The sequence below is a fragment of the Schaalia radingae genome, assembly GCF_900106055.1.
Classification (GTDB): Bacteria; Actinomycetota; Actinomycetes; order Actinomycetales; family Actinomycetaceae; genus Pauljensenia; species Pauljensenia radingae_A.
Window position 1 is genome coordinate 679,555 of record NZ_LT629792.1, and the last position, 24,071, is coordinate 703,625.

The 24,071-nt window shown below is 59.6% G+C and carries 26 protein-coding genes; 11 read left to right on the forward strand and 15 right to left on the reverse strand.

What is annotated here, in order from left to right; translation table 11 throughout:
* Positions 1 to 68 precede the first annotated feature (68 nt).
* The gene (gene moaA, locus BLT69_RS02890) at positions 69 to 1,151 is read left to right on the forward strand and encodes a GTP 3',8-cyclase MoaA (RefSeq protein ID WP_257590390.1); all 1,083 of its coding nucleotides are present in this window, start codon (positions 69 to 71) and stop codon (positions 1,149 to 1,151) included.
* A complete protein-coding gene (locus BLT69_RS02895) occupies positions 1,152 to 1,409 on the forward strand; it encodes a MoaD/ThiS family protein (RefSeq protein ID WP_092648353.1) in 258 nt (85 codons plus the stop codon). It abuts the gene before it with no gap.
* Between the two features lie 149 nt (positions 1,410 to 1,558).
* Here the strand turns inward: BLT69_RS02895 and BLT69_RS02900 are convergent, their stop codons facing one another.
* Positions 1,559 to 2,539 carry a molybdenum cofactor biosynthesis protein MoaE gene (locus BLT69_RS02900; RefSeq protein ID WP_257590391.1) on the reverse strand — a complete coding sequence of 327 codons (981 nt, stop codon included), beginning with the start codon at positions 2,537 to 2,539 and terminating at the stop codon, positions 1,559 to 1,561.
* Between the two features lie 163 nt (positions 2,540 to 2,702).
* Between BLT69_RS02900 and BLT69_RS02905 the strand changes: the two genes are divergently transcribed.
* From BLT69_RS02905 to moaC, 3 genes are read left to right on the forward strand one after another with little or no spacing between them, the layout of a single operon-like run.
* Positions 2,703 to 3,512: a HesA/MoeB/ThiF family protein gene (locus tag BLT69_RS02905; protein ID WP_092648355.1), complete on the forward strand. Its 810-nt coding sequence runs from the start codon at positions 2,703 to 2,705 to the stop codon at positions 3,510 to 3,512.
* A gap of 49 nt (positions 3,513 to 3,561) precedes the next feature.
* A complete protein-coding gene (locus BLT69_RS02910) occupies positions 3,562 to 4,863 on the forward strand; it encodes a molybdopterin molybdotransferase MoeA (protein ID WP_058236292.1) in 1,302 nt (433 codons plus the stop codon).
* Positions 4,860 to 5,348, forward strand: coding sequence for a cyclic pyranopterin monophosphate synthase MoaC (moaC, locus tag BLT69_RS02915; RefSeq protein WP_058236293.1), 489 nt, complete (start codon positions 4,860 to 4,862; stop codon positions 5,346 to 5,348). Before BLT69_RS02910 ends, moaC begins: the two co-directional genes overlap by 4 nt.
* A 115-nt stretch (positions 5,349 to 5,463) precedes the next feature.
* Here moaC and BLT69_RS02920 read toward each other — a convergent pair whose 3' ends face one another.
* The 9 genes from BLT69_RS02920 to BLT69_RS02960 form a co-directional block, all read right to left on the reverse strand.
* On the reverse strand, positions 5,464 to 7,032 hold the full coding sequence (locus BLT69_RS02920) for an ABC transporter permease (protein WP_092648356.1): 1,569 nt from the start codon (positions 7,030 to 7,032) through the stop codon (positions 5,464 to 5,466).
* A gap of 64 nt (positions 7,033 to 7,096) precedes the next feature.
* On the reverse strand, positions 7,097 to 7,945 hold the full coding sequence (modA, locus tag BLT69_RS02925) for a molybdate ABC transporter substrate-binding protein (protein ID WP_092648357.1): 849 nt from the start codon (positions 7,943 to 7,945) through the stop codon (positions 7,097 to 7,099).
* A gap of 36 nt (positions 7,946 to 7,981) precedes the next feature.
* A complete protein-coding gene (locus BLT69_RS02930; protein ID WP_058236836.1) occupies positions 7,982 to 8,356 on the reverse strand; it encodes a TOBE domain-containing protein in 375 nt (124 codons plus the stop codon).
* A gap of 115 nt (positions 8,357 to 8,471) precedes the next feature.
* On the reverse strand, positions 8,472 to 9,344 hold the full coding sequence (locus tag BLT69_RS02935) for a hypothetical protein (RefSeq protein WP_157886327.1): 873 nt from the start codon (positions 9,342 to 9,344) through the stop codon (positions 8,472 to 8,474).
* Positions 9,341 to 10,033, reverse strand: a complete 693-nt coding sequence (locus tag BLT69_RS02940) for a TorD/DmsD family molecular chaperone (RefSeq protein ID WP_157886328.1) — start codon at positions 10,031 to 10,033, stop codon at positions 9,341 to 9,343. The genes BLT69_RS02935 and BLT69_RS02940 overlap by 4 nt, the downstream gene beginning before the upstream one ends.
* A complete protein-coding gene (locus BLT69_RS02945; protein ID WP_092648360.1) occupies positions 10,033 to 10,815 on the reverse strand; it encodes a TorD/DmsD family molecular chaperone in 783 nt (260 codons plus the stop codon). The genes BLT69_RS02940 and BLT69_RS02945 overlap by 1 nt, the downstream gene beginning before the upstream one ends.
* Positions 10,816 to 10,858: 43 nt before the next feature.
* A complete protein-coding gene (locus tag BLT69_RS02950; protein WP_257590392.1) occupies positions 10,859 to 12,007 on the reverse strand; it encodes a dimethyl sulfoxide reductase anchor subunit family protein in 1,149 nt (382 codons plus the stop codon).
* Between the two features lie 28 nt (positions 12,008 to 12,035).
* Positions 12,036 to 12,722 (reverse strand): DMSO/selenate family reductase complex B subunit, encoded by a 687-nt coding sequence (locus BLT69_RS02955; RefSeq protein WP_092648361.1) that lies wholly within the window; start codon positions 12,720 to 12,722, stop codon positions 12,036 to 12,038.
* Between the two features lie 161 nt (positions 12,723 to 12,883).
* On the reverse strand, positions 12,884 to 15,337 hold the full coding sequence (locus BLT69_RS02960; RefSeq protein ID WP_070725086.1) for a DMSO/selenate family reductase complex A subunit: 2,454 nt from the start codon (positions 15,335 to 15,337) through the stop codon (positions 12,884 to 12,886).
* Between the two features lie 336 nt (positions 15,338 to 15,673).
* Between BLT69_RS02960 and BLT69_RS02965 the strand changes: the two genes are divergently transcribed.
* Positions 15,674 to 16,372, forward strand: coding sequence for a TetR/AcrR family transcriptional regulator (locus BLT69_RS02965; RefSeq protein WP_092648362.1), 699 nt, complete (start codon positions 15,674 to 15,676; stop codon positions 16,370 to 16,372).
* A 4-nt stretch (positions 16,373 to 16,376) separates the two neighbouring features.
* Here the strand turns inward: BLT69_RS02965 and BLT69_RS02970 are convergent, their stop codons facing one another.
* The 4 genes from BLT69_RS02970 to BLT69_RS02985 all read right to left on the reverse strand — a co-directional run bounded on the left by BLT69_RS02970 (position 16,377) and on the right by BLT69_RS02985 (position 18,433).
* A complete protein-coding gene (locus BLT69_RS02970; protein ID WP_058236302.1) occupies positions 16,377 to 16,637 on the reverse strand; it encodes a DUF6457 domain-containing protein in 261 nt (86 codons plus the stop codon).
* Between the two features lie 75 nt (positions 16,638 to 16,712).
* The gene (gene tatC, locus BLT69_RS02975; protein WP_257590393.1) at positions 16,713 to 17,552 is read right to left on the reverse strand and encodes a twin-arginine translocase subunit TatC; all 840 of its coding nucleotides are present in this window, start codon (positions 17,550 to 17,552) and stop codon (positions 16,713 to 16,715) included.
* Positions 17,553 to 17,567: 15 nt separating this feature from the next.
* Entirely contained in the window at positions 17,568 to 17,924 is a 357-nt protein-coding gene (gene tatA, locus BLT69_RS02980; RefSeq protein WP_070725089.1) for a Sec-independent protein translocase subunit TatA, read from the reverse strand.
* Complete coding sequence (locus tag BLT69_RS02985) at positions 17,921 to 18,433, reverse strand: twin-arginine translocase TatA/TatE family subunit (protein WP_157886330.1); 513 nt, start codon at positions 18,431 to 18,433, stop codon at positions 17,921 to 17,923. The genes tatA and BLT69_RS02985 overlap by 4 nt, the downstream gene beginning before the upstream one ends.
* A gap of 39 nt (positions 18,434 to 18,472) precedes the next feature.
* Here BLT69_RS02985 and cimA point away from each other — a divergent pair, with 39 nt between their 5' ends.
* The 3 genes from cimA to BLT69_RS03000 all read left to right on the forward strand — a co-directional run bounded on the left by cimA (position 18,473) and on the right by BLT69_RS03000 (position 22,335).
* Positions 18,473 to 20,080, forward strand: coding sequence for a citramalate synthase (gene cimA, locus BLT69_RS02990; RefSeq protein WP_092648364.1), 1,608 nt, complete (start codon positions 18,473 to 18,475; stop codon positions 20,078 to 20,080).
* 65 nt (positions 20,081 to 20,145) lie between these two features.
* Positions 20,146 to 21,207, forward strand: a complete 1,062-nt coding sequence (gene lplB / locus BLT69_RS02995; RefSeq protein WP_070725093.1) for a lipoate-protein ligase small subunit — start codon at positions 20,146 to 20,148, stop codon at positions 21,205 to 21,207.
* Between the two features lie 9 nt (positions 21,208 to 21,216).
* The gene (locus BLT69_RS03000; RefSeq protein ID WP_092648365.1) at positions 21,217 to 22,335 is read left to right on the forward strand and encodes a pyridoxal-phosphate dependent enzyme; all 1,119 of its coding nucleotides are present in this window, start codon (positions 21,217 to 21,219) and stop codon (positions 22,333 to 22,335) included.
* On the opposite strand, the gene BLT69_RS03005 is transcribed toward BLT69_RS03000, so the two are convergent.
* Complete coding sequence (locus BLT69_RS03005; RefSeq protein ID WP_092648366.1) at positions 22,332 to 23,036, reverse strand: YggS family pyridoxal phosphate-dependent enzyme; 705 nt, start codon at positions 23,034 to 23,036, stop codon at positions 22,332 to 22,334. The two genes, BLT69_RS03000 and BLT69_RS03005, sit on opposite strands and share 4 nt — an antisense overlap.
* Before the next feature lie 120 nt (positions 23,037 to 23,156).
* Between BLT69_RS03005 and BLT69_RS03010 the strand changes: the two genes are divergently transcribed.
* Both BLT69_RS03010 and ybaK read left to right on the forward strand, forming a co-directional pair.
* Positions 23,157 to 23,546: a YccF domain-containing protein gene (locus BLT69_RS03010; RefSeq protein WP_058236310.1), complete on the forward strand. Its 390-nt coding sequence runs from the start codon at positions 23,157 to 23,159 to the stop codon at positions 23,544 to 23,546.
* A gap of 2 nt (positions 23,547 to 23,548) precedes the next feature.
* Positions 23,549 to 24,052 carry a Cys-tRNA(Pro) deacylase gene (gene ybaK, locus BLT69_RS03015; RefSeq protein ID WP_058236311.1) on the forward strand — a complete coding sequence of 168 codons (504 nt, stop codon included), beginning with the start codon at positions 23,549 to 23,551 and terminating at the stop codon, positions 24,050 to 24,052.
* The last annotated feature ends 19 nt before the right edge of the window (positions 24,053 to 24,071 follow it).

Sequence of the window (24,071 nt, forward strand, 5' to 3'; positions counted from 1 at the left end):
CAAAGAGTTCGCTGATCTGCGCTGCTAAACTAGGCTCCTTACACTAGGTGCATTGCGGAGGAGGTTTCTTGAGCATCGCATTGAATATGCCACTGATGCAGGCACGTCTTGATCCGGCAAAGCGCCCGGATGTTCCCGTGTTACTCGATCAGTTTGGGCGAGTCGCCAAAGATCTACGCATCTCGGTAACTGACAGGTGTAATTTGCGATGCCAGTACTGCATGCCTGCAGAAGGTGTGGAGTTTTCTTCCCCTGACCGAATCCTCACAGATGATGAAATCAAACGGATGATCCATATTGGCGTTCAGCAGTGCGGAATAGAAAAAATACGCTTCACCGGCGGCGAGCCGTTGATGCGCCGCAGCCTGGAAGAACTTGTGTCATACGCGGCGAGTTTGTGTACCTGGAAAGGGACGCGGCCAGATCTATCCATGACGACCAATGGTCTGGGCCTAACGCACCGAGCTGAAGCTCTGGCGCGCGCCGGCCTTCAGCGAGTCAACATTTCAATGGATTCGGCGACTCGCCAGGGCTATCGCATGATGACCCGACGGGACCGATTCGATGATGCGGTTCAGGGAGCTGCTGCGGCTGCCCAGGCCGGCCTTCGTCCAGTCAAGTTGAACGCGCTGCTGATGCCGGGTGTGAACGAGGATCAGGCGCCAGAGCTGCTTCGGCACGCGCTGCGTAACGGATACGAACTGCGTTTTATCGAATTCATGCCACTTGGACCGCGTGGATCGTGGAAGTGCGAAGATATGATCACTCGCGACGACATTCTGGACACATTGCGCCCACACTTTGATTTGGCTCATCGGCCCGATCGGGAACGAGGAGCCTCCCCGGCAGAAGAGTGGGATGTGATGTCAGGTGCCGATCACCCAGGCGGCAGATTCGGCATCATTGCGTCAGTGACACGACCTTTCTGTGGCGAATGTGACCGCACACGCCTGACCGCAGATGGGAATATCCGAACCTGTCTTTTTGCCCGCTCAGAAACTGATGTGCGCACGATGATGCGCACAGGCGCCACCGACGAGGACATCGCGCAGACGTGGCGACTTGCCATGTGGGGTAAACAACCGGGTCACGGGATCAATGACCCAGACTTCTTGAAACCGCGCCGCCCCATGAGCGCGATCGGAGGATAAATGACTCGAGCTCACGTCACGTATTTCGCTGGTGCAGCAGAAGCAGCTGGCACGCGCACCGAAACCGTTGACGTGCCGCAGTCAATAGACGCGGCCGAATTGCGGGCCTGCTTAGCCGTAGGAAAGTCAGTGCATTTTGCAGACCTCGTCGGGGTGTGTGCTCTGATTATCGACGGTCAGACCATCAGCGAGGCGGAGCGTTGTCAGCTCGGAGACAACATTCAGATCGAAGTGCTGCCACCATTTGCCGGCGGATAATTCTGACTCCGCGCCACGGGCGCAGCTGTTGGCACACGCACGCCGTCAGGATTCCGGTAGCTCAAGACTTCGCGCCACGTGCGCAGCTGTTGGATAGAGCGAGGACGGGACCTGTGCGTCACGCGCGCAGCCTTCGCACCCTACGTTCCCTACGCGCTGCCTGTCCACTCGTGTGAGCCGTCGACAAACTCCTGCTTTTTCCACACCGGCAACTCGGCTTTGACCTGTTCAACCGCACTTTCCAGCAGGGCGAACGCCTCGCGCCGGTGCGCCGCCGACGCCGCAGCCGCAAACGCCACGTCACCCACCTCAAGGTGACCGTAGCGATGCTGAACCGCCAGCTTGATCGCACCTGACCCGTGCGCACATCTTCGGGCAATCCGTTCAATCACTATGCCGGCATCGGGATGCGCTTCATAGTCAATCGACACCACGCCCTTGCCGTCATCATGGTTGCGCACCCGGCCATCAAAAAGAACCACGGCACCTGCTTGAGAATCGCGCACCGCTTCCTGCAACGCGGTCACATCGATAGGCTGATCCGTGACTTCTGCGATCACAACGCGCGCATCTGAACCGTCGCTGACCCCGCGGCTCTGGATCGCATGGGTGGCACGCTGATGAGCCGACTGGCCGATCTGCTCGGCGGGCGCCGTGTGGTCAGCGTCAGCAAGTTGCTCGGTGATGTGCGAGATCAGCGGGCCGACTACGGCCACAGCATCGCGCACTCCGCCCGTTGACCCAGGAGCGTTGACAACGAAAGCGCGCCGCCCCTCACACTCGATGACGCCTGACACCCCGCGTGACAACGCGGCAGCTGGAACCTCCGGATTGGAACGCAAAGCCGCCTCGACGCCCTCGGCCCGCTTCGACAACAGTGGCATGGTCGCCTCGGGAGTGACGTCACGCGTGGAAAAGCCTGTGCCGCCCGTGGTGAACACGACGTTGGCTCCGCCGGCAACAGCATCCCTGATCGCGGCGGTAATTGCGTCAGCGTCGTCAGGGACGATGACCACACCGCTGACTTGCGCATATTCGCTCAGCAATTTCTGTGCGAGCGGCCCGGAACGGTCGGTTCGAACTCCGGCCGCAGACCTGTCAGATATCGTGACCACCGCAACATGAGGCATGAAGGCAATCATACTCACGCGCCTCGAAGAGGCCAACAACCCGTCCGTCGGGCACCGCCGCTCCGCGTTTTCTTACGCGCATGTCCGAGGGCGACTGGTCTGACACGGTAAGCGTTGCAGCGCCAGCTCATCAGCAATTCGACTCGCGTACAGTAGGTGGGTGATGATCACACCGCTTGGACGAGCCGGCACGGCACTGACCGACGAACAACGCGAACGCTATGCGCGCCCGATGTTGCTCGACGGCATGGGAGAAGAAGGCCAGCGCCGACTGCTGGGCACGTCGGTTTTGGTGATCGGGGCCGGAGGGCTCGGCTCGCCGGTGCTGATGTATCTGGCAGGTGCCGGCATTGGTCACATCGGCATCGTGGATTCCGATGTACTGGATACGTCGAATCTGCATCGCCAGGTCATTCACTCCATGAGCGAGCTCGGACAAGCGAAAACAGACAGTGCAGCGCGACGGATCGCTGATCTCAATCCGGACGTGGACGTGACGTGTTACCACCTGCGCCTGACGGCTGAAAATGTTGATGACCTGTTCGAGTCATTCGACATCATTGTTGACGCCACGGACAATTTCGCCACCCGTTACCTCATCGACGCGGCGGCCACACGCTTGGGTAAACCTGAAGTGTGGGGATCCGTGCTGGGAGCTGCCGGGCAAGTCTCAACCTTCTGGAGCGGTCCTGCTGCGCGTACAGCGGGCGTACCCGTCGAGGTTCGCCTCACTGACCTGTATGCGTGCGCGCCGCGAGAAGACGTGGTCCCAGAGGGAGCGAGCTCGCCTGTCATCGGTCCGATCACCGGGATGGTCGGATCCCTTATGGTAGGAGAGGTGACTAAACTTGCCGCCGGATACGGGCAGCTCCTGCTGGGACGTGTCGCGTTCATCGACACAGCTGCGGGGCAACTACGGGACATGACATTTAAGCGGCGGACTTCAACGCGCATCTCCGGTCACCCGGAGTAAGCCTGAAATGCCGTAAGGAACCGCACGCGCAGAAGAAAGGAACAAGCAGATGAAAGACGTTGCCGATCATTATCGCGACGTGGTGGCCTTGGGCGAGCCTCTTCCGGAAAGTACTGTTCCCATCGACGAAGCTCTGGGGCGAGTTCTGGTTGAGGACATCCGCGCACGCTTCGCCGTCCCACCGTTCACAAACTCCGCGATGGACGGTTTTGCCGTGCGTGCTGACGAGGTACGCGAGGGCCACGCACTGCGTGTCTCAGACGATATTCCCGCCGGCCGCACTGATATTCCAGTTCTTCCCGCGTGCTGCGCCATACGCATCATGACAGGTGCGCCGATGCCGGAGGGCGCCGACGCGGTGATCCCGGTTGAAAACACACAGGACGCCGGAGCCAACATGGCGCCAGATCCGCCCGCCCGGATTGTTCCAACCGCGACAGTTCCTGCAGGCGCAAATGTGCGCAGACGCGGTGAGGACATCAACGAGGGCGACCTGCTCTATCCTTCAGGAACGCACCTGACCGCAGCTCACCTGTCCGCCCTCGTCTCTGTGGGATACGGGCAGGTGGCGGTACGTTCACAGGTGCGTGTCGGAGTGATCACGACGGGGGAGGAGCTGCGCGAGGCTGGAGCTGACCTTGCCCTCGGACAGATCCCGGACTCCAACTCAATCCTGCTGGCAGGCATGGTCCGTGAAGCCGGTGCGGTGCCGTTGGTCCGCGCATTCCACGCCGATACAGTGGAAGATTTCATGAGGGATCTGCAGGATATCCTCGACCAGGTTGACCTGCTCATCACGGCAGGCGGCGTTTCGGCCGGCGCGTTTGACGTGGTCAAAGCCGCTTTGCGGGCATACGGCGTGGAGTTCGTGAAGGTGGGGATGCAGCCGGGTAAGCCCCAGGGATGTGGTGTGCTCGAGCCTGCGGGTCATTCTGCGCGCCGCATCCCGATTCTGTGCCTGCCTGGCAATCCCGTCAGCGTTTTCGTCTCCTGGCACCTGTTTGCCGTGCCGCTGATGCGCGCGCTCGCCGGTGAGCCTCCCGTCGATTTTGATGCACTGTTTACCACGGTTCGCGCAGGTACCGGTTGGTCACGCAAACCTGGCCGCGTACAGTTTCTGCCGGTCACTGCCCGCGAGCGGAAAGTTACGATTGGGGAGTGCAACAGGGACGAGCGTGGCACTGTCGCACCTGATGGCGTGCTGATCTACCCGTCCAGCCACGGCGGCTCGAAGTCTCATTTTGTGGCCTCCCTTGCCGGTGCAGCCGCTCTGGCGCGCGTGCCGGCTGAACGTGCGAAGGTGGAGGCTGGCGATCTGGTTGATGTGATGTGGTTAGGGAGGGCGCGATGAAACTGACGCATCTGAATGAAGACGGCAGTGCTTTCATGGTGGACGTCACCGCCAAGAAGCCAACCGTTCGAGAAGCAACAGCTATTGGCGAGGTTGAGTGCTCACCGAAGATCATGCAGACGCTACGCGACGGAACCGTCCCCAAGGGCGATGTGCTGGCAGTGGCGCGCATTGCGGGAATCGCGGCGGCAAAGAAGGTGCCTGACTTGCTGCCGTTGGCTCATGTCATCGGCGTGCACGGCTGCGAAGTGGATCTTGAACTGGGCGCGGACCGGGTGCTGATTCGCGCAACGGTCCGAACTGCAGATCGCACGGGAGTGGAGATGGAGGCGCTTACCGCTGTTTCGGTGGCCGCATTGGCGATTATTGACATGGTGAAAGGCGTTGATCGTTCAGCCAGAATCACCAACTGCCAGATCATCCACAAGGCTGGCGGGCGGTCGGGCGACTGGTATCGCCCCGGATTTGAGCCTGACGCTGGCTGAACGATAGTCGCTGGGTCGTGCGCCAGGCAGCTAGCCGCTGACCCGATGGACGTTCAAGCAATGGCCGGACGCCAGTTGGCTGGGTAATGGAGGGTCCAACGCCCCGGCTGGATGCTCAGGAAGCGGAGTCGACCGATTCTGCACGATCGACACGGCCGTGGCGAATCAGCACGTTGAAATCAGCGAGCTGTTCGGCATCCTCTGGATCATGCGTTACCAGCACGCCGGTAAAGGGAGAGGTGCGCATGCGGCGTTCCAGCTCAGTGCGCACCGACTGCGCTGACCGCTCATCCAGCCCGGCCATTGGCTCATCGAGCAGCACAATGTCCGGATCCAACGCCATGGCGCGGGCAATGGCAGCCCGCTGAGCCTGGCCTCCCGACAGCTGCGTGGAACGACGATCCGCCAGTCCATCCATTCGCACCGCCCGCAGCTCAGCCATTGCGCGCCTGCGTGCATCGGCGCGCGACGCTCCGCACGAACCCAACCCGAACTCCACGTTCTTGAGCACACTCATATGTGGGAACAGCAACGGTTTTTGCTGCAGTAGGACGATCCTGGGTGACGGCTGCGAGAACGTGACTCCACCGCTGGACGCAGTCACTGTGCCAGAAATCAGCCCCAGCAGCGTCGATTTGCCTGAACCGTTCGGCCCCATGACGGCCGTCATCTGACCGCCGGGAATGTGCACCTTCAGCATTACTCCACGTTGAGCCACTTCCGCATCTACATCGATGTCCGTGCTCGATGAGGGACGCGCAGCAGTGGCAGTGGTCGAATCCACCTTGGAGTGGTCAACGCTGTCCGTCTTGTTTTCGTCGGGAAGGGGAGTGTCGAGGGCATCCTCGTCAATTCGCTGCGCGTGATCGCTGTATGGTTTCCGCTCGGTTGCAGGGCGGACACCGGGAAGGTGCACAGCGAGGAGATTCGCTCCGAACAGAATGACGATTGCCATGGTGAGAAGGACGACTGACAGGGCGAGCGCTTCTTCTGTGGAGGACTGACGCTGCAGGTAAATGGCGAGCGGCATGGTTTGGGTGGTGCCCTGCAGCGAGCCTGCGAATGTGATCGTCGCACCGAATTCGCCCAGCGCGCGAGAGAATGACATGGCAGCTGCTGACAGGATCGACGGGAACATGACGGGCAAGGTGACGTGGAAGAACGTACGGGTACGCGAGGCGCCGAGCGCGCGGGCGGCTTCGTCGTATTCGTTTCCACGGGTGCGGATCGCACCCTCAAGAGAGGAGATGAGGAACGGCATGGCGACGAAGGTCTGCGCCATGACAACCGCGATGGAGGTGAAGCCGATTTCGATGCCGATCACCGACAGGTGCTGGCCGAGCAGGCCACGCCGCCCCCAGGTGAGCAGCAGCGCCAAGCCAGCCACCACCGGCGGCAACATCATCGGCAGGGTGACGATTGTGCGCAGCAACCGCGTCCACCACACATCCGGCAGATTCGCCAGGACGAATGCGAGGGGAACGCCCAGACACACGCACAGCGCGACCGATACTCCGCACGTTTTCAGTGACAGCCAGAGGGCATCCTGAGAAATATCAGTGGAAATGAAGCGGCCAAAATCAGTCCACGGCGTCTGAACAAAGATCGTGAGCAGCGGGAATACCAGGAACAGTGCGGCCAGGATCCCCGGTGCCGTCAGCCACGGCGCGTATTTCAGTTTCACGAATGCCCCTTACGTGAGTGTGGCCCGCCGAAGCGGGTCACACATGGATGTCGGTATGTACTGCTTACTTCGTAGTCGGAGCAGTGAATCCGTAGGCGTCGAGGACCTGCTGACCCTTGTCGGAGAGGATGAAGTCGATGAACGCCTGTCCGCCTTCCTTGTTCTTCGCACTCTTCATCAGAGCCACGCGGTAATCGTTGACAACCTGATCGGCATTCTCGATCTCAATGACGTCAACCTTGTCTGATGACATGGCATCGGTCTTGTACACGAGTCCGGCATCAGCTTCACCGGTTTCAACCTTGGCGAGCGTGTCGCCTACGTTCTGCTCCTCGGACACGGCCTGGAAAGTGACGCCGTTCTTTTCAGCCAGAGTCTTGGTGGCGTTGCCGCATGGGACGCCCTCGGCGCACACCACGAGCTTCTTACCTTCGAGCGCCTCGGTAGTGAAGCCTTCGACCTGGCCGGGGTTGCCCTTGGGAACCACCATGACCAGCGTGTTGGTGGCGTAGGAGGCATCAGCTTCGACGTCGCCATTTTCAGCGGCCTTGTCCATGTTCTTTTGGTCGGCGGTGAACAATGCGTCGGCGGGGGAGCCCTGGTGAATCTGGTCGACCAGGTTCTGCGAGCCGTCAAAGCTGAACGTCACTTTCGAGCCTGGGTTCTCCGCCTCGAACGCTTCACCGAGTTCGGTGAAGGACTTCGTCAGAGATTTTGCGGCGAAAATAGTGATGTCACCGTAGTTCTGACCCTCTGACGCGGAAGCGGCCTCGGAGCTTTGCGAAGTTTCTGACTGAAGGGCAGCTGCGGGTTCGGACTGCTCAGATTCTGTTGAGCCGCCACCGGAGCATCCTGCCAGTGCACATGCTGCCGTTGCCAGCAGCGCAAAGCTGGTACCAAATTTGCGAAGCATTGTTCATCCTTTCATTGCGGCATGGCCGCGAGCGAGTTACTTGACGATCGCGACGTTCGTTGCTTTGATCTGCGCACGCGCGATGACGCCAGGTTTCAAATCGAGGTCTCGTACTGCCTCGGTTGAAATCAGTGACACGACTCGAAAGGGGCCACACTGCATGACGACCTGGCTCATGACTTTGTCTGATTCGACTTCCAGAACCAGGCCTTTGAGTAGGTTACGGCTCGACGCCGTGTGGCTACCTGACAGGTTGTTAGTGGACATCAAATAACGCGCCAACGACTCGCCCGTGATCTCACGGGGTGACGAGCCTTCGGCTGATTCGATGCGTCCATCGTCAATCCATCGACGGATCGTGTCGTCAGAGACTCCCAACAGCTCTGACACTTCCGAGATACGATAATTCATCTTCATCATCCTATCGGGTAATAGCGGAACTATCTCGTCACTAATGCCGCATTTGCGGAAGTGGTACGGCAAACCCCCGCATTGCGGGACTCTACAGGCTAGACGACCATGCGGCTCAGATGCCGCGCAACTGCGTGCGCACGTCCTCAGGGAAGGTTCCCCACACGTCGCGAGGAATCGCGGCATCAAAGGGGTGCGCCATGCGGAATGTGCACAGCGCGCACAGAGCGCCCTCCGACGCGGGATGCAAGTTGTGGCATTTTGTGCATGGCGTCAGGTCAGTCTGCTCGCGTCGCTGTTCGTCAGCTTCGAAAGGTGCGAGAAGCGCCGCGCCCTGCTCGTCCTGAGTGGTGTGCGCGGGACAGTAATGGACAGCGACCTGGCATGCCGGACACAGCGCCGAAAAATCGTGGAACGCCTGAGAGGCATCGATGCCTGCGGACTGGTTGACCTGACAGTGAACGACCTGAGCCGAACACGTCGAACAGCGCAGCATGTGCACCCGGTCGGTATCGGCGAATACCGCGGGCCGGACGATGGCGCGCTGGTCAGCCAACTCATGGAAAGCTTCGAAGCTTCTCCACTCGTTGCTTGCTGAGATTGTCAGCGCCGAATCCGAGGGCACAGGAAGCAGGGCACGTCGGGGCATCTGCACGTGTGCCATCCAAGTGACACGTGGACGATGGGCTGCGCGTCGGGGAGTCTTATAGGCGCCGAGCAGGTCACCGAAAATGTTGCGCAAATGCTTCAAAGTATCCTGGCACTGCGATGGGTGCTCCGAACAGGGGACGAAGTGAACAGCCTCGGCACCTTGGACCAGCAGCTGTGCTGTATCAGAAGCGGTCACGGTGTGTAGGCAGCTATCCCACACCAGGGCCGCATCTCCAGAGCTGATCGGGGGAACCGCCTCCTGGTCACACACCAGCACCAGGCGGTGCGCCGGATCGAAGGCGCCGAGCCACCGCAGCACCGCCTGCATCGCGCTCATGAGATGTCGGTTTCGCTGGAAGTCGCCTGGCCTGGATCCGCGTGCACGGCAAAATCGGCGAGCGCCACGCTTTCCTTGAGCATCCCAGTGAGCAGAAGAGCCGCCGCACGATACGTCGCAGTTGCGCACTGTGTGCGGATCCCGTGAATGACACGCGCTGCAAGTGGGCCCAGGTGGTGATCGAGAAAATCGCCGAGACTGTGAGCCTGCTGCGCGCATGCGGCGGCTTCGCGCGTGCGCCACGCCAGGGCAAGAGCAGTCGCCAGGTGCCCGGCGAAGGCGATCTCCACGCCCACGTGATCAAGAGGCACATCGCGCAACATGACGGTCGGGAATTCGTGGCGGGCATATAAAGCGTCGAGGTCTGCGCACGCATTACGCTGCGCCAGCCCCGCAGCGCGTTCCGTCATCGGGATAGGGCCGCCAAAGCCCAGAACCAGCAGATACTCATCGCGAATCTGGCGGGCATTCTCATCGGCAGCGGCAAGTTGTCGCGCCGCTTCCAGTGAGTCGTCATCTCGCAGCGGCCACAACCGCAGCATCTCGGGGTTCGCAACGTTATGCAGAACGCCTGTCTCGGGTGTGGATGCGAAGAGCATCGACAAAACAGAGGCGACTGTGCCCACTCGTGTGCCCCGGCTGATCACATCGGATGCGTCAGGCGCGCTCAACGGATCGAAAGCGGTCATCACAGGTCGCTCAGCCAACTGTGTGAGGCGGAGTGCGACGGTGCCGGCTGAATCTTCACCGGCACCGGGCCACCGCTTCGCTGTGCGTCCTGGCATGCAGTCAGGTCGCCCTCGTGCAGGGCAGTCTCATCCGGCACATAGCGTTCGAGAGGATGACCGTCATCTTCAAGAGCCTGTTTCCACTGCTCGAGCGTGCCACCGGTCAGCTCGATCAGGCCGCGTACCCAACGTGTCCGGGCAAGCTCGACCGCACTTTCCAGCATCTGAGGCGCCCACTGTAGCAGGTGCGTGTACGTAAAAGATGCGGCAAGGACGAGGGCGTCTTCTGCCTGATCACTGTCGCCCTGTTCAAGGTGATCGAGTACGACCAGCAGCGCTTTTGATATGAAGTCGAGCTCAAGACCGATGTGGTCATCGGGTTCTTTGCCCAGTCGTGGCGCCTCATAGCCCAGAGCCGCGTAATACTGACGCACCTGCAAAGTCTCCACGCCAAAGATCAGGCCGTCAGTGCCGCGGTGAACAGACTCGTAGGGTGGGATCTGTGCACGCGCGGAGATGCCGTAGAGCGCATCCTGATCCGACCAACGCGAATACTCATCTTCGTTACAGCTGGTACGCAGCAGGTCAATACCCGTTGCTGAAGCGCCGCTGGCAGGTAGCGGCCAGTCGCTGAGCATGCCTTGAATGCTGCGTGCCGTCGTGTCGCGCGCCGGCACGCGGTGCAGAGCGCCAAGTACGGAAAAGGCGGCGCTGAAAGCGTCGAGTGAATCAGTATCAAGCATCAGTGTCTTATCGTGGATGAATCAGCGTGTCGGATACGTCATGTTATCCGAAGACGGTGTTGATTCCGACTCGGACGAGCCCTTCGTAGTGCAGACCGCGGCCGAGTAGCTCGGTCAGAACGGCCAGGACGAAAGCTCCGGCAAGCAGCCACACCAGCGGCTTGGACGGGCTGGTTGCCTTTTCCAGTTGTTTGCGCACAACCAGCACAATCAGCACGACCACAACGGCCAGTGACACCAGGCGCATTGCGAGGTATCCGTGTGAGGCAATGTGGTGAGCGACGGTGCGTTCCACTTCGCTGCCTAATCCCAGAGACGTCATGTAGAAGGGGTAGGCGACCATCAGGACGATCCCGGCAATGGCTGCGATCGCGGTGGACAGGCGCATGGAACGCTGCGCAAGTGTCACGGTTTCATCGGAGAGCTGGCCGTCAGGGAACACGCCACGTTTGACGATATCCAGCACCTTGGTCACCAGGCCTGTCTTCTTGCCGGCGCGAGCCTGTGGCGCTGGCTGCGTGGCTGAAGAATTCGGTGAAGCGTCGGTGATGGGTGAGTCGCCTTCGTCAATGAGGACGGACGAAGTGCCGGCGTAAGCACCTGCACGAGCTGGCTCGCGGACTTGCTTGCGTGCGGGGGCGGCGTTGCCGGACTGCATACTCCATGCGATGAACAAGGCTAGCGCAACAGCGAGGGAGCCGGTAAAGAACGCTGAGGAGAAGAAGGAAACCCACGTGAAGATGTTGTGCCAGGCGGGAACCGTTTCGGTGAAGTAGTAGACACCCGTCATAGAGATGATCAGAGCCAGACCGGCAAGTGCGGTCAGTCCTGCGAGGGTGTCGCGGGCAGTGCGGCTGAGGATGTTGAACCATTGAGCGATCGCGAAACAGGCGCCGAGACCGGCGTACAGAACCCCGGAGATGAGTTCGCGCGAGAGCCACGAGGATCCGATATGGAGCAGTGTGAAGGGCGCATGGAAGGGATCATTGAGGTGGAAGAACGCCGCGAAGAAACCGAAAAGCAACAGCGGGCCGGCCGCATACATGCCGGCATTCGTGATGCGGTCAATCGTGGTGTTACTCATGCCTGAGCGCCGTCCGATCAACTGAATGAGGCCGAGAATCCAGAATGCTCCGACCGACATTTGAGCCACGACAGTAAATATGATCATGGGGAGTTCGCCGATGTGCATGATGCTCCTTCGTGCCGATGTAACGGGTCTAGATCTCTTCAGGATTCTGGATCATACCGGTGCCTTCATCCCACTTTTGGGCATCACGGTGCGGTTTGATGACCAGGTGCGGTTTCGTGATCGACGGATCCGGCAGGGGTGCGATACCTGATTCGGACCCGAACTCCTTGCGCAGAGCTTCGATCGGTCCCCATCCGAGCGCGCGGGTCGGGCAGGCGTCGACACATGCCGGGTTCTGACCCTGCTCGCGGTAGTCATAGCACAGGTCGCACTTGGACATGTGACCGGTGCGTGAATCGAGCTGCGGCGCGCCGTAGGGGCATGCCCATTGGCAGTATCGGCATCCCACGCACTTGCTCTGATCAACGTAGACGGTGCCGTCGTCGCGTCGGCTCATCGCAGTGGTGGGGCATACGCGCATACAGATCGGGTTCTCGCAGTGGTTGCACGAGATGGAGGTGTAGTAGCTGAATACGTTGGGCGTGAACGTGCCTTCCTGCTCGTTGGTGCTCCACGTGCCACCGGTGTATTCGATCACGCGGCGCCAGTTCATGCCGACAGGCAGGTCATGTTTGTCCTTGCATGCGATCTGGCAGGCTTTGCACCCATTGCACATGTTCTGATCGAAAAAGAATCCGTAACCGGCGTCCTTTTGCGTCAACGGCTGATCAACCGTGTCGTGCCTGCCTGGCTGTGGGATCGCGTCCTGATCCATCGGTCCTCCTCGTGGTGATCTGTTCAGTACTGAACGGTCAAGTCTGTGAAAATCTGTGGTTGGTAGGTCGTGGGGCTTGTGCGGAGCCGCCGCTTATACGGGCAGCCTCACGGGCGTTGTCGAAGCCGGCTTCGCGAATGGCAGCGTCACGTCCATGTGCCTCACACCTTCTCCACTTGTGCAAGATTCGTGTGCTGACCGTTGCCCTTCGACAGGGGAGTGGGGTGCTGAGATGTCAGAACGTTGACTGCACCGCCGTGATCCACACCGTTCTCGTCCCATTCAACCCATGCGCCCTGCGGAACAGAGACAACGCCTGGTGCGATGCGCGCTGAAACGAACGCCTGCGTCTGGATTGTGCCGCGATCGTTGAAGATGCGGATCTGGTCGCCGTTTGCGATCCCTCGTTTGCGGGCATCCTGAATATTGATCCATGCCTTTTGCGGGTGAGCCTCGCGGTTCTTCGACAGGTTGCCGTACGTCGAGTGCGTACGTGACTTGTAGTGGTGTCCAATGACCTGCAGCGGATACTTCTTGTTGGTGCGCGCCTCCTCGACGCCCTCACGAGTGGGGACGTATTCGGGGATCGGAGTCAGTCGGTCACCGGGTAGTGGATCGGGGAACTCCCACGTCTTGGCCATCTCGGCCAGCTGGCTGGAATACAGTTCGATCTTGCCCGACGGCGTCTCCAGCGGATTGGCCTCCGGATCTTCGCGGAACTCCTTGAGGGGCACCACATGTTCGTCGGGGTTATAGCGGTAGACGCGCATGTCGCGCAGTTCGTCGAAGGTCGGGAACTGCGGCTGATCCTTGCGTGTCATCTCGTGAACGTCGCGCGCCCAGTCTTCCGTGGTTTTCTTGCCGTGCGCGAACTCTTCACCAATACCCATACGTTCGGCGATCTCCGTGGTCACCTCGATCGAGCTGCGAGCTTCATACAGCGGGTCGATAGCCTGTTCGACCATAATTTCGTAGGCGAGCTCACCGGTGTATTCGCTGGGAACCAGATCCCATCGTTCAGCAGTGGTGGTATCAGGCAGCACCAGGTCGCACAGTTTCATCGACGCTGTCATCTGGTTATCCATCCCGACGATGAACTCGCACTTGGTGTCATCGTCAAGGATTTCCCGCGTGCGATTGATATCGCCGTGCTGCGAGGAGAGCATGTTGGAGCCGTACACCACCATGAACTTGATGCCGACATCGAGCTTGTCCTTGCCGTGCACACCATCTTTGAGAGCCGTCATCTCCGGTCCGTGGTCAATCGCGTCGGTCCACTTGTAGCAGCTGATCGACGTTTCCACCGGGTTCGTCCCGTCGTCAAGCCACTGGGACAGTGGCCAGTAATAACCGTCACGCCCGCCGGTACCGCCGCCGGGAATACCGACGTTGCCGGTCACACAGGCCAGCAGATAAATCGAGTTCGCCTGGTTTTCACCATTGGCGTGGCGTTGCGGACCCCACCCCTGGTTGATGTTGACGGGCGTGGAAGTGGCCACCTCACGTGCAAACTTGCGGATGGTGTCGGCCGGGATCCCCGTAATCTGTGCGGCCCACTCCGGAGTCTTTTCAATCCCGTCTTCGCCTTTGCCTTCCACATACGAACGGTAGGAGGCGTTCTTCGGGGCGCCCTCGGGCATGTGCTGTTCGTCGAACCCGATGCAGTACTTGTCGAGGAAAGCCTGGTCGTGCAGGTTTTCGGACAGCATGACGTGCACCATTGCAGCGACGAGGGCGGCGTCGGTTCCGGGACGGATCGGGATCCACTGATCCGCAATCAGGGAGGCTGTATCGGAGTAGCGCGGATCAACCACGATGATCTTCACGCCAGCTTTCTTCGCACGCGTTGCCGTGTAGGCGATGCCGCCGCCTGACATTCGTGTTTCCAGAGGATTGTTGCCCCAGAACACGATGAGTTTGGAATTGTCGATGCAATCTTCGATCGAGTTGGAGATCTGCTCATCGGGTGAACCGTACACGTACCTTGTGCACTGAGAAATCTGCAGGTAGGAGTAGTTTCCGTAGTAGTTCAGGTGGCCGCCAAGCAGATTGAACAGGCGGTGCCAGCCTCCCGAATAAGCGACGAGGGCGTTCCACACTCCTGATCCATAGTTCTTGTAGATCGCTTCGGGGCCGTAGGTGTCATAGGTGTAGCGCAGTTTCTCAACGATCAGGTCGATGGCTTCGTCCCAGCTGATGGCTTTGAACTCGCCGTCGGAGCGCTTGGCTCCCACGCGCAGCAGCGGTGTCTTGATACGGTCGGGGTTGTAGATACGCTCACGCATGTTGCGGCCGCGCACACATGCCAGGATATTGCGGTTCATCAGTGTCTCGTCGCCGGTGTTGTCCGGCAGGACGCGAACGACCGTGCCGTCCTTGACCTGGAGGCGTAGTGGGCAGCGCGAACCGCAGTTGACGATGCATGCCGACGAAACTGTCTTGTCGACATCCAGGCGTCCCGTGCCGTTGGGGACGAGTGTGCCTGAATCGTCTGTGTGGGAGTACTGCACGTTGGAGTTTGAACATCCCACTAGACCGACGCTGGCCCCAGCGATTGCCGACCACTGCAGGAACGAACGTCGGGACGGTCCCGACGCGGTCTTGACTGCTTTCACTGCAACCCCTTTGTCTCACTAGCTGACACCTGTCAAATAACGAATAATCCAATTATGCCTGAAGACTGCGAAATGCCTGATAAGACGCCATTCGAAGTGATGAATATGATGGCATCTGTGTTGCATAAATGGCGGGGCGTTTCCTAGGTGTTTTTCGGCGTGTGTAACCCCCGACGAAGTGGTCCCCGTTGACGCCATTACCGACATGGCGGACCACGGACTACTTGATCGCCTTGCCGCTCCTGCTGAGCGCATCAACCCATGTTGTCGGGAATTGTGTATGGTCACTTAAAAGCGCCTGATGCGCAATCAGGACCGAGGTGCCAAGGAGGATGCGTGAGCGCTACTGGTCGTGCTTCAAAACAGCGCAGTCCTGAAGAAGACCCTCGCTATCAGCGCACCCGCGCTGCTCTAGTTCACGCAGTCGTCGAGCTGGCTCGCACCACTCCTGCGGACAAGATTACGGTTTCAGAGCTGACAGCACGCGCCGGCGTCGCGCGGCAAACCTTCTACAAGCATGCGCCCACACCAGCTGACCTGCTGGCGAATTATCTGATTGACCAGCTCCAGCCTGATTTCGCCGACCTCGCCACTTTGCTGTCGTCGGTGACACAGGATCCGCGCCAACGCCTGACTGACGTGTATGTGCGGATGATGAGCACAATCAGCCAACAGCCCGAGATCTATCACAAGATTTTCGCCACCAACGCGCCTTCGGTTGTGCGCTCACTGTTCGCGCAGCGTCTGGAAGAAGTTTTCAGCCAGTATGTGACCGATTTTGCGCAACGCCTGGAATGGAACGCGTCGCAACTGTGGATCGAAATGGCTGTTTCCCAGCAGCTTCACAACATGATGGCGATGATTACGGCGTGGCTGCGCACAGGAATGACGGCGAACGCTCAGGAAGTGGTCGCCACGTATCTGACGCTTGCACCGCCGTGGCAGCTGGTGCATTTCTCGGAAAGCGGGAAAGCGCCCATGCCGCGTCGCGGATTCATCGACGAAACGGCGTCGAAAGCTGAGGACGAAACCTGAGACCTTACTTCATCTGCCAGGTGTCGGCCTGCTCGGCAACCGCGCGCGCAGCCTCAGCTGCATCCACGCCGAGTTTTCCGGCAGCGTATCCGACCAGGAAATTCGTCAGCGGAGCACCTGGACGGCTCGGCCCGTGTGCAACACTGCTGGTCATATCCAGCAAAGCCTCCTGAGCACCAGGAAGCGGGTTGTCTTCAATTTTGAGGGACTCAGCGACGTCCTTCAACCAGGCCGCCATTTCAGGGCTTTTTGCAGCGTCTGCCATGTCATCTCCTCCGGTAGCGGATGCCGATCAGTCGGCACCGATTCAATTGCTCAGTGCGCCATGTGTGACCTACGGTCAGTCTACGCGTTTGCGTGGAATCCGCCGTCTGCGTGGGAGTGAGACGCCCTCGCCAATGTCGTTGGAGGACTGGGCGGATGGACGAGGGCGGAGCCTGCGGCCATATTTGATGTAGCGCTCGCGAATCCAGCACACCAGGACGGCAAGCAGATACAGCGCGATCAGCACCAACGCTTGGATTGTCATCGGCCACGGGCTGGGGAGTGGATTGGCGATTGCGGCGAACACAAAACAGATCATGGTGACCCATCGCCATGCGCGCAGCATTGCGCGAACCGGCAGCAGGCCGAGGAAGTTGAGCAGAACCAGGACCTCCGGGAACAGATACGACAGGCCGAAAATGATGACCAGGCGCATGTAGAAGCTGACGTAGCTGGAGGCCTGCAGCAGGGAAACGCCGCCGTCGGGTATGAAGGACTGCAGGATATGGACGGCTTTGGGCGCCACCCACACGCCGGTTGCAGCGCCCGCACAAAACAGTACGACGCCGACCAGGCCGAAGACGGTGATATAGAGTTTTTCGCGTCTGCGCAGGCCGGGAGCGATGAAAGCGCCGATCTGGAAGATCCACCACGGGCACGTGATGATCGTGCCGATCCAGATCGCAACCTGCAGTTTCAGATCGAACGCAGCGCCGATCGTGTGGAAGTTAATCTGGGTGGTCGCCGAGTCGAGAGCGCGCAGCGGCTCTGTCATGAACGCCATGACGGGGTCATACAGGTACCATCCTGCGATGGCTCCCAGGACGATTCCCACCAGCACCATCACAAGGCGTTTGCGCAGTTCACGCAGATGGGCGCTGATGGGCATCCGGCCTGCGGGATTGGACTTCTTCATGCCCGCAGCTCGGAGCTAGTTCTGGGAGGGCGCTGGGCTCTCAGGCGTGCCGTTGTCTGGCTGCTGGCCGGTTTGCGGTTGCTGAGATTGCTGCGGGTACTGTGGCATGGGAGCCTGCGCAGATGTGCCGTGCTGCGGCATGGGAGCCTGCGGCTGCTCGGCCGGGGGCTGCTGAACCGGAACCTGCGGTTGCGGAGCCTGGGACTGGGGCTGCGCAACCGGCGTGGAGCCATCGTCGTCAGACAGCTCGCGCATCTCTTTCTTGAGAACCTTGGCTGACTGCCCGATCGAGCGCGCAATATCGGGAAGCTTCGAGGCGCCAAACAAAATAATGAGAACGACGATAATGATGACGATGTGGCTGGGCCTCATGGCGTACCTCCAGTGGGATTATCTGCATCCAATTGCTGTATTGAAAGTTTCGTGTCATTGGTCGAGGGCGTCCCATCCGGCACGGACTGCGCGGCGTCCTTGAGTGAGGTGGCTGACAGGCCTGCCTGCTTCATCCACTCGTTGATTTCGTCTTGGACAGCTTCTCGAACCATCTGTTTGGGGGAGTACTGCGACAGGTCAAATTCGCGTAACATCTGCAGATTCTTCAGATCCTGAGGCGTCAAGGCAGATGATTCGCTTAACGCGTCGGTTCGAAGCCGGGCCGACCACTGCCGAAACATTGTCAGAGCCTTTTTCAAACCATGCAGAGCCTGTGCCACCGATCGGGGTCCCAGCAGCAACGCCGCCAGTAGTAAAAGAATGACGAATTCAGCTCCGTTGATCCCGAACATGGCACACCCCCCTTCAGCTTCTATCCGTTCAGTGTAGACGGTTAGGCCATTTTTCAGCGCCTCAAGACAGCCCGCATTGTGGTCGATGCTCGTCATGAATTAGGTCACGGGCCACGGAACTGACACACTGTATCCATGAAAGAGCACGTATTCACATATGACACCACGTTGCGTGACGGTGCCCAGCAGGAAGGCATCAGCCTGTCAGTTGCTGACAAGATCGAATGCGTGCGAATTATGGATCGCTTGGGGATCGACTTCATTGAATGCGGATGGCCCGGAGCGATCCCGAAAGACACCGAGTTCTTCAGGCAGGCAGCGCGCCTTGACCTGTCACATTCCTCCCTCGTCGCGTTCGGAGCAACGACGAAAGCCGGAATGAAGGCCAGCAAAGACCCTCAGATTGCGGGGCTCGTTGACAGCGGCGCCAGCGTCATCACTGTCGTTGCCAAATCCGATCCCAGACATGTCACCAGTGCTTTGCGCACAACGCTAGAGGAGAATCTGCGCATGGTGCGCGACACCGTTTCCTACCTGTCGTCACCCGACGCGGTGGGGCGTCCCATCACCGTTATGGTCGACCTGGAGCACTTCTTTGATGGCCTGGCGTGGGACTCACGCGAGCGATACCCGATTCAGGTCATGATCGAGGCGGCACGTGCCGGCGCGGCAGCCGTCATTCCCTGCGACACGAACGGCGGAAATCTGCCTGCCACTATTGCGCAGATGATTGAACAGGCTCGGGACGCCCTCGTCAATGACGGACATGAAGATGTGGTGCTGGGAATACATGCCCACAACGACACCGGCTGCGCAGTGGCCAACACGATGGCAGCTGTCGGGGCAGGCGCGCGACAGATCCAGGGGACCATCAATGGTTACGGAGAGCGAACCGGGAATGCCGACCTGCTGGCTTGTCTCGCAAACCTGCAGCTCAAGATGGGGTTTGACCTGCTTGGTGGCCACGCGCTGACGCACCTGACCTCAACGGCACGCAGCATCGGACACATCGTCAACATTGCGCCGTTCTCGCGTACTCCATACGTGGGGGCTTCCGCCTTCGCGCATAAGGCTGGACTGCACGCATCAGCTATTCGGGTCGATCCTGACCTGTATCAGCACATCGATCCCGAGCAGGTAGGCAACGGCATGAGAATGCTGGTATCGGAGATGGCGGGACGTGCATCGATCGAACTGAAAGCGCAGGAACTGGGCATTGACCTCACCAGTCCTGACCTTGCCACACGACTGGCTCGCATTGTGAAAGAGCGCGAAGCGGACGGCTATATGTACGACGGCGCAGACGCCTCCTTCGAGTTGCTGCTGCGCAACGAGGTTGGAATGCTGCCCCCATTCGTGGACGTTGAATCGTGGGATGTGTCGACGGGTCAGCGACCTGCTGAGGGACAGCCACTCTCGAGCACACGCGCTACCGTCACGATCCGCACCCACGCGCGCTACATCCACACCAGCGAAGGAAATGGTCCGGTCAACGCCCTTGATCGTGCGCTGCGCGCCGTACTCACACAGTACAAACCGGAAGCCGCGGTGATTGAACTGAGTGACTTCAAGGTGCATATCCTCGACCAGCATCACGCCGGGACGGCCTCAACGATCCGCGTCCTGATCACCATGAGTGACGGGGAGCGCGAATGGTCCACAGTTGGAATCGGCACCGACATTATCGAGGCGTCATGGGAAGCACTCTTCGACGGATACCGCTGGGGACTTCTGCCCCGCTGAGTAAATGACCGGTTTCGCGTTGCGGTTGCCGAGCGTGGATCGCTCCGAACAGCGACAATAGAGACATGCATGGAGAATACAAAGTTCCTGGAGGCAAACTCGTCGTCCTCGACGTGGAAGTCGACCAGACGGATTCGGACGCCATACTGCGCGATGTGCAACTGTCAGGAGACTTCTTCCTGGAACCAGACAGCGCACTGACGCGTATGCGCGATGCCCTGGAAAGCGCCCCAGCCGACATGAGCGCGGCACAGGCCGCTCAGCGTGTTTCTGAAGCCCTGCAGCCCAGCGACAACCTGCTGGGCATCACTCCTGAAGGCGTTGGCATCGCGTTGCGGCGTGCACTGGGTAAAGCACTGAGCTGGGATGACATTGACTTCGACGTCATCCACGGGCCGGTGGTGCCTCCAATGGTCAACGTCGCGATGGACGAAACGCTTGCTCAGGATGTCGCCGAAGGGCGCCGCAAACCGTTCATGCGCATCTGGGAATGGGACGATCCGGCTGTTGTGATCGGATCATTCCAGTCCTATGCCAACGAACTGTGGCAGGACGGTATCGACAAATACGGCATTACAGTGTGCCGCCGCATCACCGGGGGCGGCGCAATGTTTATGGAAGCCGGCAACTGTGTGACGTACTCGCTTGTGGTTCCCACCGCCCTGGTCGACGGACTCTCGTTCGCCCAGTCATACGAATTCCTTGACCAATGGGTGATGGAAGCCCTCGAAAAGGTCGGCGTGAAAGCGCGGTACGTACCGCTCAATGACATTGCGTCCGAGGAAGGCAAGATCGGCGGTGCAGCGCAGAAACGATTCGCGAACGGCTACATGGTGCACCACGTGACGATGTCGTATGACATTGATGCAGCCAAGATGCTGGAAGTGATCCGCATCGGCAAAGAAAAGATCCACGATAAGGGGACGCGTTCAGCGGTCAAAAGAGTCGACCCCATGCGCTCGCAGACCGGTATGGCGCGCGAAGACATCATCGATGTGTTCCTGGGGCATTTCCGCGACAAGTACCACGCGACGGACGGCGAAATCACGCAGCATGATATTGAGATCGCTGAGAACCGGTGCCGTACCAAGTTCGCGACCCACGAGTGGACGTACCGTCTTCCGTAAACTGTCACTATGTACTACCAGTGTGTGCGGTGCGGCAGCACCGCGGAGGCGACGCCCGCGACCTCGATAAAATGTCGATGCGGCGGACTGTGGGATCTGCACGGCGATCTGGAACCGTTCGCGCTCGACACCGTGGATTCCTCGCAGTGGTCACAGTTCCGGTATCGTGCGTCGATGATCGGAGTTGGGTCAGATGATTCCACATGGCAGCGCGTCAGCATGGGGGAGGGGATGACCGGCCTCGTCTCCATTGACGAGGGTGTCCTCGGCAAACTGGAATACGCCATGCCGACCCTGTCATTCAAGGATCGAGGGGCGGCCGCGCTGATCACGTGGTGCGCTTCGGTTGGAATCACGCGCGTGGTGCAGGATTCAAGCGGAAATGCCGGATGCGCGATCGCAGCCTACGCTGCACGAGCGGGGATAGAGTGCGAGATTTTCGTGCCGGAAGCGGCATCCGACAAGAAAATCGCGATGATTGAATCCTTTGGCGCGATGGTGCACATTGTGAAAGGCTCGCGCGATCATTGCGCAGATGTCGCGCGAACCTACGTTCGGGAGCGCGATGATGCGTTCTATGCGTCGCATGTTTTCAGCCCCTTTTTCTATGAAGGCACGAAGACCTATGTGTACGAGATCTTTGAGCAGTGTGGCGGGAGGCTCCCTGAGGTCCTGCTCATTCCGGTTGGCAACGGCACGCTACTGATCGGCGCGGTTAAGGCGCTTGAACATTTGATGACATCAGGATGCATCGATCATTTTCCGCATATTGTGGCGGTGCAAAGTGAGCGCTGTGATCCGCTGCGCCGTATGGCGGCAGGTGAGAATCTCAGCGATTTCCATGCCACAGCGACGCTTGCCGATGGAATCGCAATTGCAAGGCCTGCACGGGTTGAGCAAATCATGAGATATGCGCGCGCCTGCTCGATTGAATTTCTTGCCGTACATGAGCAGGACATTGTGCGTGCACACAGCGACCTTGCGCACCGCGGAATTTACTGTGAAATCACGTCAGCCGCCAACTATGCGGCATACCGTCAGTATGTCTCGAGTGGTCGAGGTCCGGCTTCATGCATCATTCCGCTATGTGGTTCCGGTGTGAAAGACCACGATCCGGCAGCAGGCTAGTCGCGACGAGGGCGCGGGCCGAACACGTCGGTTCCGATCCGAACGATCGTGGCACCTTCTGCAATTGCCCACTCCAGATCGCGTGACATCCCCATCGACAATTGCAGATCAGGTTCAGGTACACCCAGGTGCCAGGAGGCAGCGTCACGAATGTCGCGCAGCAAGCAGTATGAGCGACGCACGTCAGATTCGTGATCCGAATTCAGTCCAACCGTCATGAATCCTTCGAGCGTGAGCGCGCTGGACAATTCGATCGCATCCAGCAATGCTGGAACATCATCAGGTCGGCACCCGCTCTTGGAGTCTTCACCAGACACGTTGACCTGGATAAACACGGGGCGCAGCCCGTTGGCACGTTTATCGAGGTGATCGACCAGACGCTGCGAATCAACCGTTTCGATCAAGTCGGTGCAGGCCAGCGCCTGGTTAATCTTATTGGTCTGCAATGAGCCAATCAGATGAATGCTGGCGCCCGGAACAGTGCGGATCGCCTCCGCGGTAGCGCGGGCTTCCTGAACGCGATTGTGTCCGAGGAGGACAGGCAGGCCTGCCTCGTACAAAGCACGAGCCGCAGCCTGGCAGGTTTGTGCGTCCTGGGTCTTGACAGCAAGCTCGAGTGTCGCAGTATCGGATCGGCCTGCAGCTTCGCAGGCACGGTCGATTCTGTCGCGGACTCGGGCAATGTTGTCGTTGATGCTCACTTGGTCGATACTACGCACTTTGTCCTCGCTATGTAGCCGGTTCTGTTGGAGAAGAACGCCGTGGGACAATAAAGGAAGCAGATAAGGTAAAATGAGCGGGTTTAACTCTAGGAGATCACAGTGCGCACACTCTTGAATATCATCTGGTTCCTGTTGGCCGGTTTCTGGCTCTTCCTCGAATACATCTTCTTCGGCATCATCGCGTGCATCTTTATCATCACGATCCCAGCCGGCGTGGCATGTTTCCGTATGGCGTCCTACGTGATCTGGCCATTTGGCCGCGAGGTCGTCAAGCGGCCGGACGCCGGCGCAGGCTCAACATTCATGAACGTCGTGTGGTTCCTCGTGGCAGGACTATGGCTCACCATCGGACACATCACCACCGCAATCGCACAGTTCGTCACCATCATCGGGATCCCGCTGGCAATTGCCAACCTCAAACTCATCCCCGTGACATGCTTCCCCTTCGGCAAAGAGGTCGTCGATTCGCCTGACGCGAGCATCATCTGACGATGGCGAAGAAAAAGCATCACGGCACCGGCCCGACGCGAGCTGTCGAGGAGCTGACGCAGGCAGGAGTCAACTTCACGCCCCTGCACTATGAGCACCACGCGTCGGCAGCCTCATATGGAGGAGAAGCCGCCGACCAGCTTGATCTGCCGGCACAGCAGGTCTTCAAGACCCTCATGGTGGAAACTTCCGACGGTGAGTTCGTCGTGGCGGCGATTCCAGTAGACCACCACCTGTCACTCAAACTCATTGCGCGTGCAGCGGGCGCTCGCTCGGCAAAGATGGCAGATCCTGCTGTCGCGCAGCGCCGAACCGGGTATGTGGTCGGTGGAATCTCCCCGCTGGGACAGACCACCCGGCACCGCGCCTTCATCGACGAGTCAGCGCTCGCCTACGATGCGATCGCGGTCAGCGGCGGCAAACGCGGATTTTCCGTACTGGTTGCCGCCACTGATCTGGCAGAACTGACAAAAGGCGAATTCGCTCCGCTCATCGCGCTCGACTAGGCGGGCGCGATTCCCGTTG

Excerpts from the sequence above, each read along its gene's own strand:
- BLT69_RS02895 (WP_092648353.1), top strand. The coding sequence starts at position 1,152 with ATGACTCGAGCTCACGTCACGTATTTCGCTGGTGCAGCAGAAGCAGCT.
- BLT69_RS02900 (WP_257590391.1), bottom strand. The coding sequence starts at position 2,539 with ATGCCTCATGTTGCGGTGGTCACGATATCTGACAGGTCTGCGGCCGGA.
- BLT69_RS02905 (WP_092648355.1), top strand. The coding sequence starts at position 2,703 with ATGATCACACCGCTTGGACGAGCCGGCACGGCACTGACCGACGAACAA.
- BLT69_RS02910 (WP_058236292.1), top strand. The coding sequence starts at position 3,562 with ATGAAAGACGTTGCCGATCATTATCGCGACGTGGTGGCCTTGGGCGAG.
- moaC (WP_058236293.1), top strand. The coding sequence starts at position 4,860 with ATGAAACTGACGCATCTGAATGAAGACGGCAGTGCTTTCATGGTGGAC.
- modA (WP_092648357.1), bottom strand. The coding sequence starts at position 7,945 with ATGCTTCGCAAATTTGGTACCAGCTTTGCGCTGCTGGCAACGGCAGCA.
- BLT69_RS02930 (WP_058236836.1), bottom strand. The coding sequence starts at position 8,356 with ATGAATTATCGTATCTCGGAAGTGTCAGAGCTGTTGGGAGTCTCTGAC.
- BLT69_RS02935 (WP_157886327.1), bottom strand. The coding sequence starts at position 9,344 with ATGAGCGCGATGCAGGCGGTGCTGCGGTGGCTCGGCGCCTTCGATCCG.
- BLT69_RS02940 (WP_157886328.1), bottom strand. The coding sequence starts at position 10,033 with ATGACCGCTTTCGATCCGTTGAGCGCGCCTGACGCATCCGATGTGATC.
- BLT69_RS02945 (WP_092648360.1), bottom strand. The coding sequence starts at position 10,815 with ATGCTTGATACTGATTCACTCGACGCTTTCAGCGCCGCCTTTTCCGTA.
- BLT69_RS02950 (WP_257590392.1), bottom strand. The coding sequence starts at position 12,007 with ATGCACATCGGCGAACTCCCCATGATCATATTTACTGTCGTGGCTCAA.
- BLT69_RS02955 (WP_092648361.1), bottom strand. The coding sequence starts at position 12,722 with ATGGATCAGGACGCGATCCCACAGCCAGGCAGGCACGACACGGTTGAT.
- BLT69_RS02970 (WP_058236302.1), bottom strand. The coding sequence starts at position 16,637 with ATGGCAGACGCTGCAAAAAGCCCTGAAATGGCGGCCTGGTTGAAGGAC.
- tatC (WP_257590393.1), bottom strand. The coding sequence starts at position 17,552 with ATGAAGAAGTCCAATCCCGCAGGCCGGATGCCCATCAGCGCCCATCTG.
- tatA (WP_070725089.1), bottom strand. The coding sequence starts at position 17,924 with ATGAGGCCCAGCCACATCGTCATCATTATCGTCGTTCTCATTATTTTG.
- BLT69_RS02985 (WP_157886330.1), bottom strand. The coding sequence starts at position 18,433 with ATGACGAGCATCGACCACAATGCGGGCTGTCTTGAGGCGCTGAAAAAT.
- cimA (WP_092648364.1), top strand. The coding sequence starts at position 18,473 with ATGAAAGAGCACGTATTCACATATGACACCACGTTGCGTGACGGTGCC.
- lplB (WP_070725093.1), top strand. The coding sequence starts at position 20,146 with ATGCATGGAGAATACAAAGTTCCTGGAGGCAAACTCGTCGTCCTCGAC.
- BLT69_RS03000 (WP_092648365.1), top strand. The coding sequence starts at position 21,217 with ATGTACTACCAGTGTGTGCGGTGCGGCAGCACCGCGGAGGCGACGCCC.
- ybaK (WP_058236311.1), top strand. The coding sequence starts at position 23,549 with ATGGCGAAGAAAAAGCATCACGGCACCGGCCCGACGCGAGCTGTCGAG.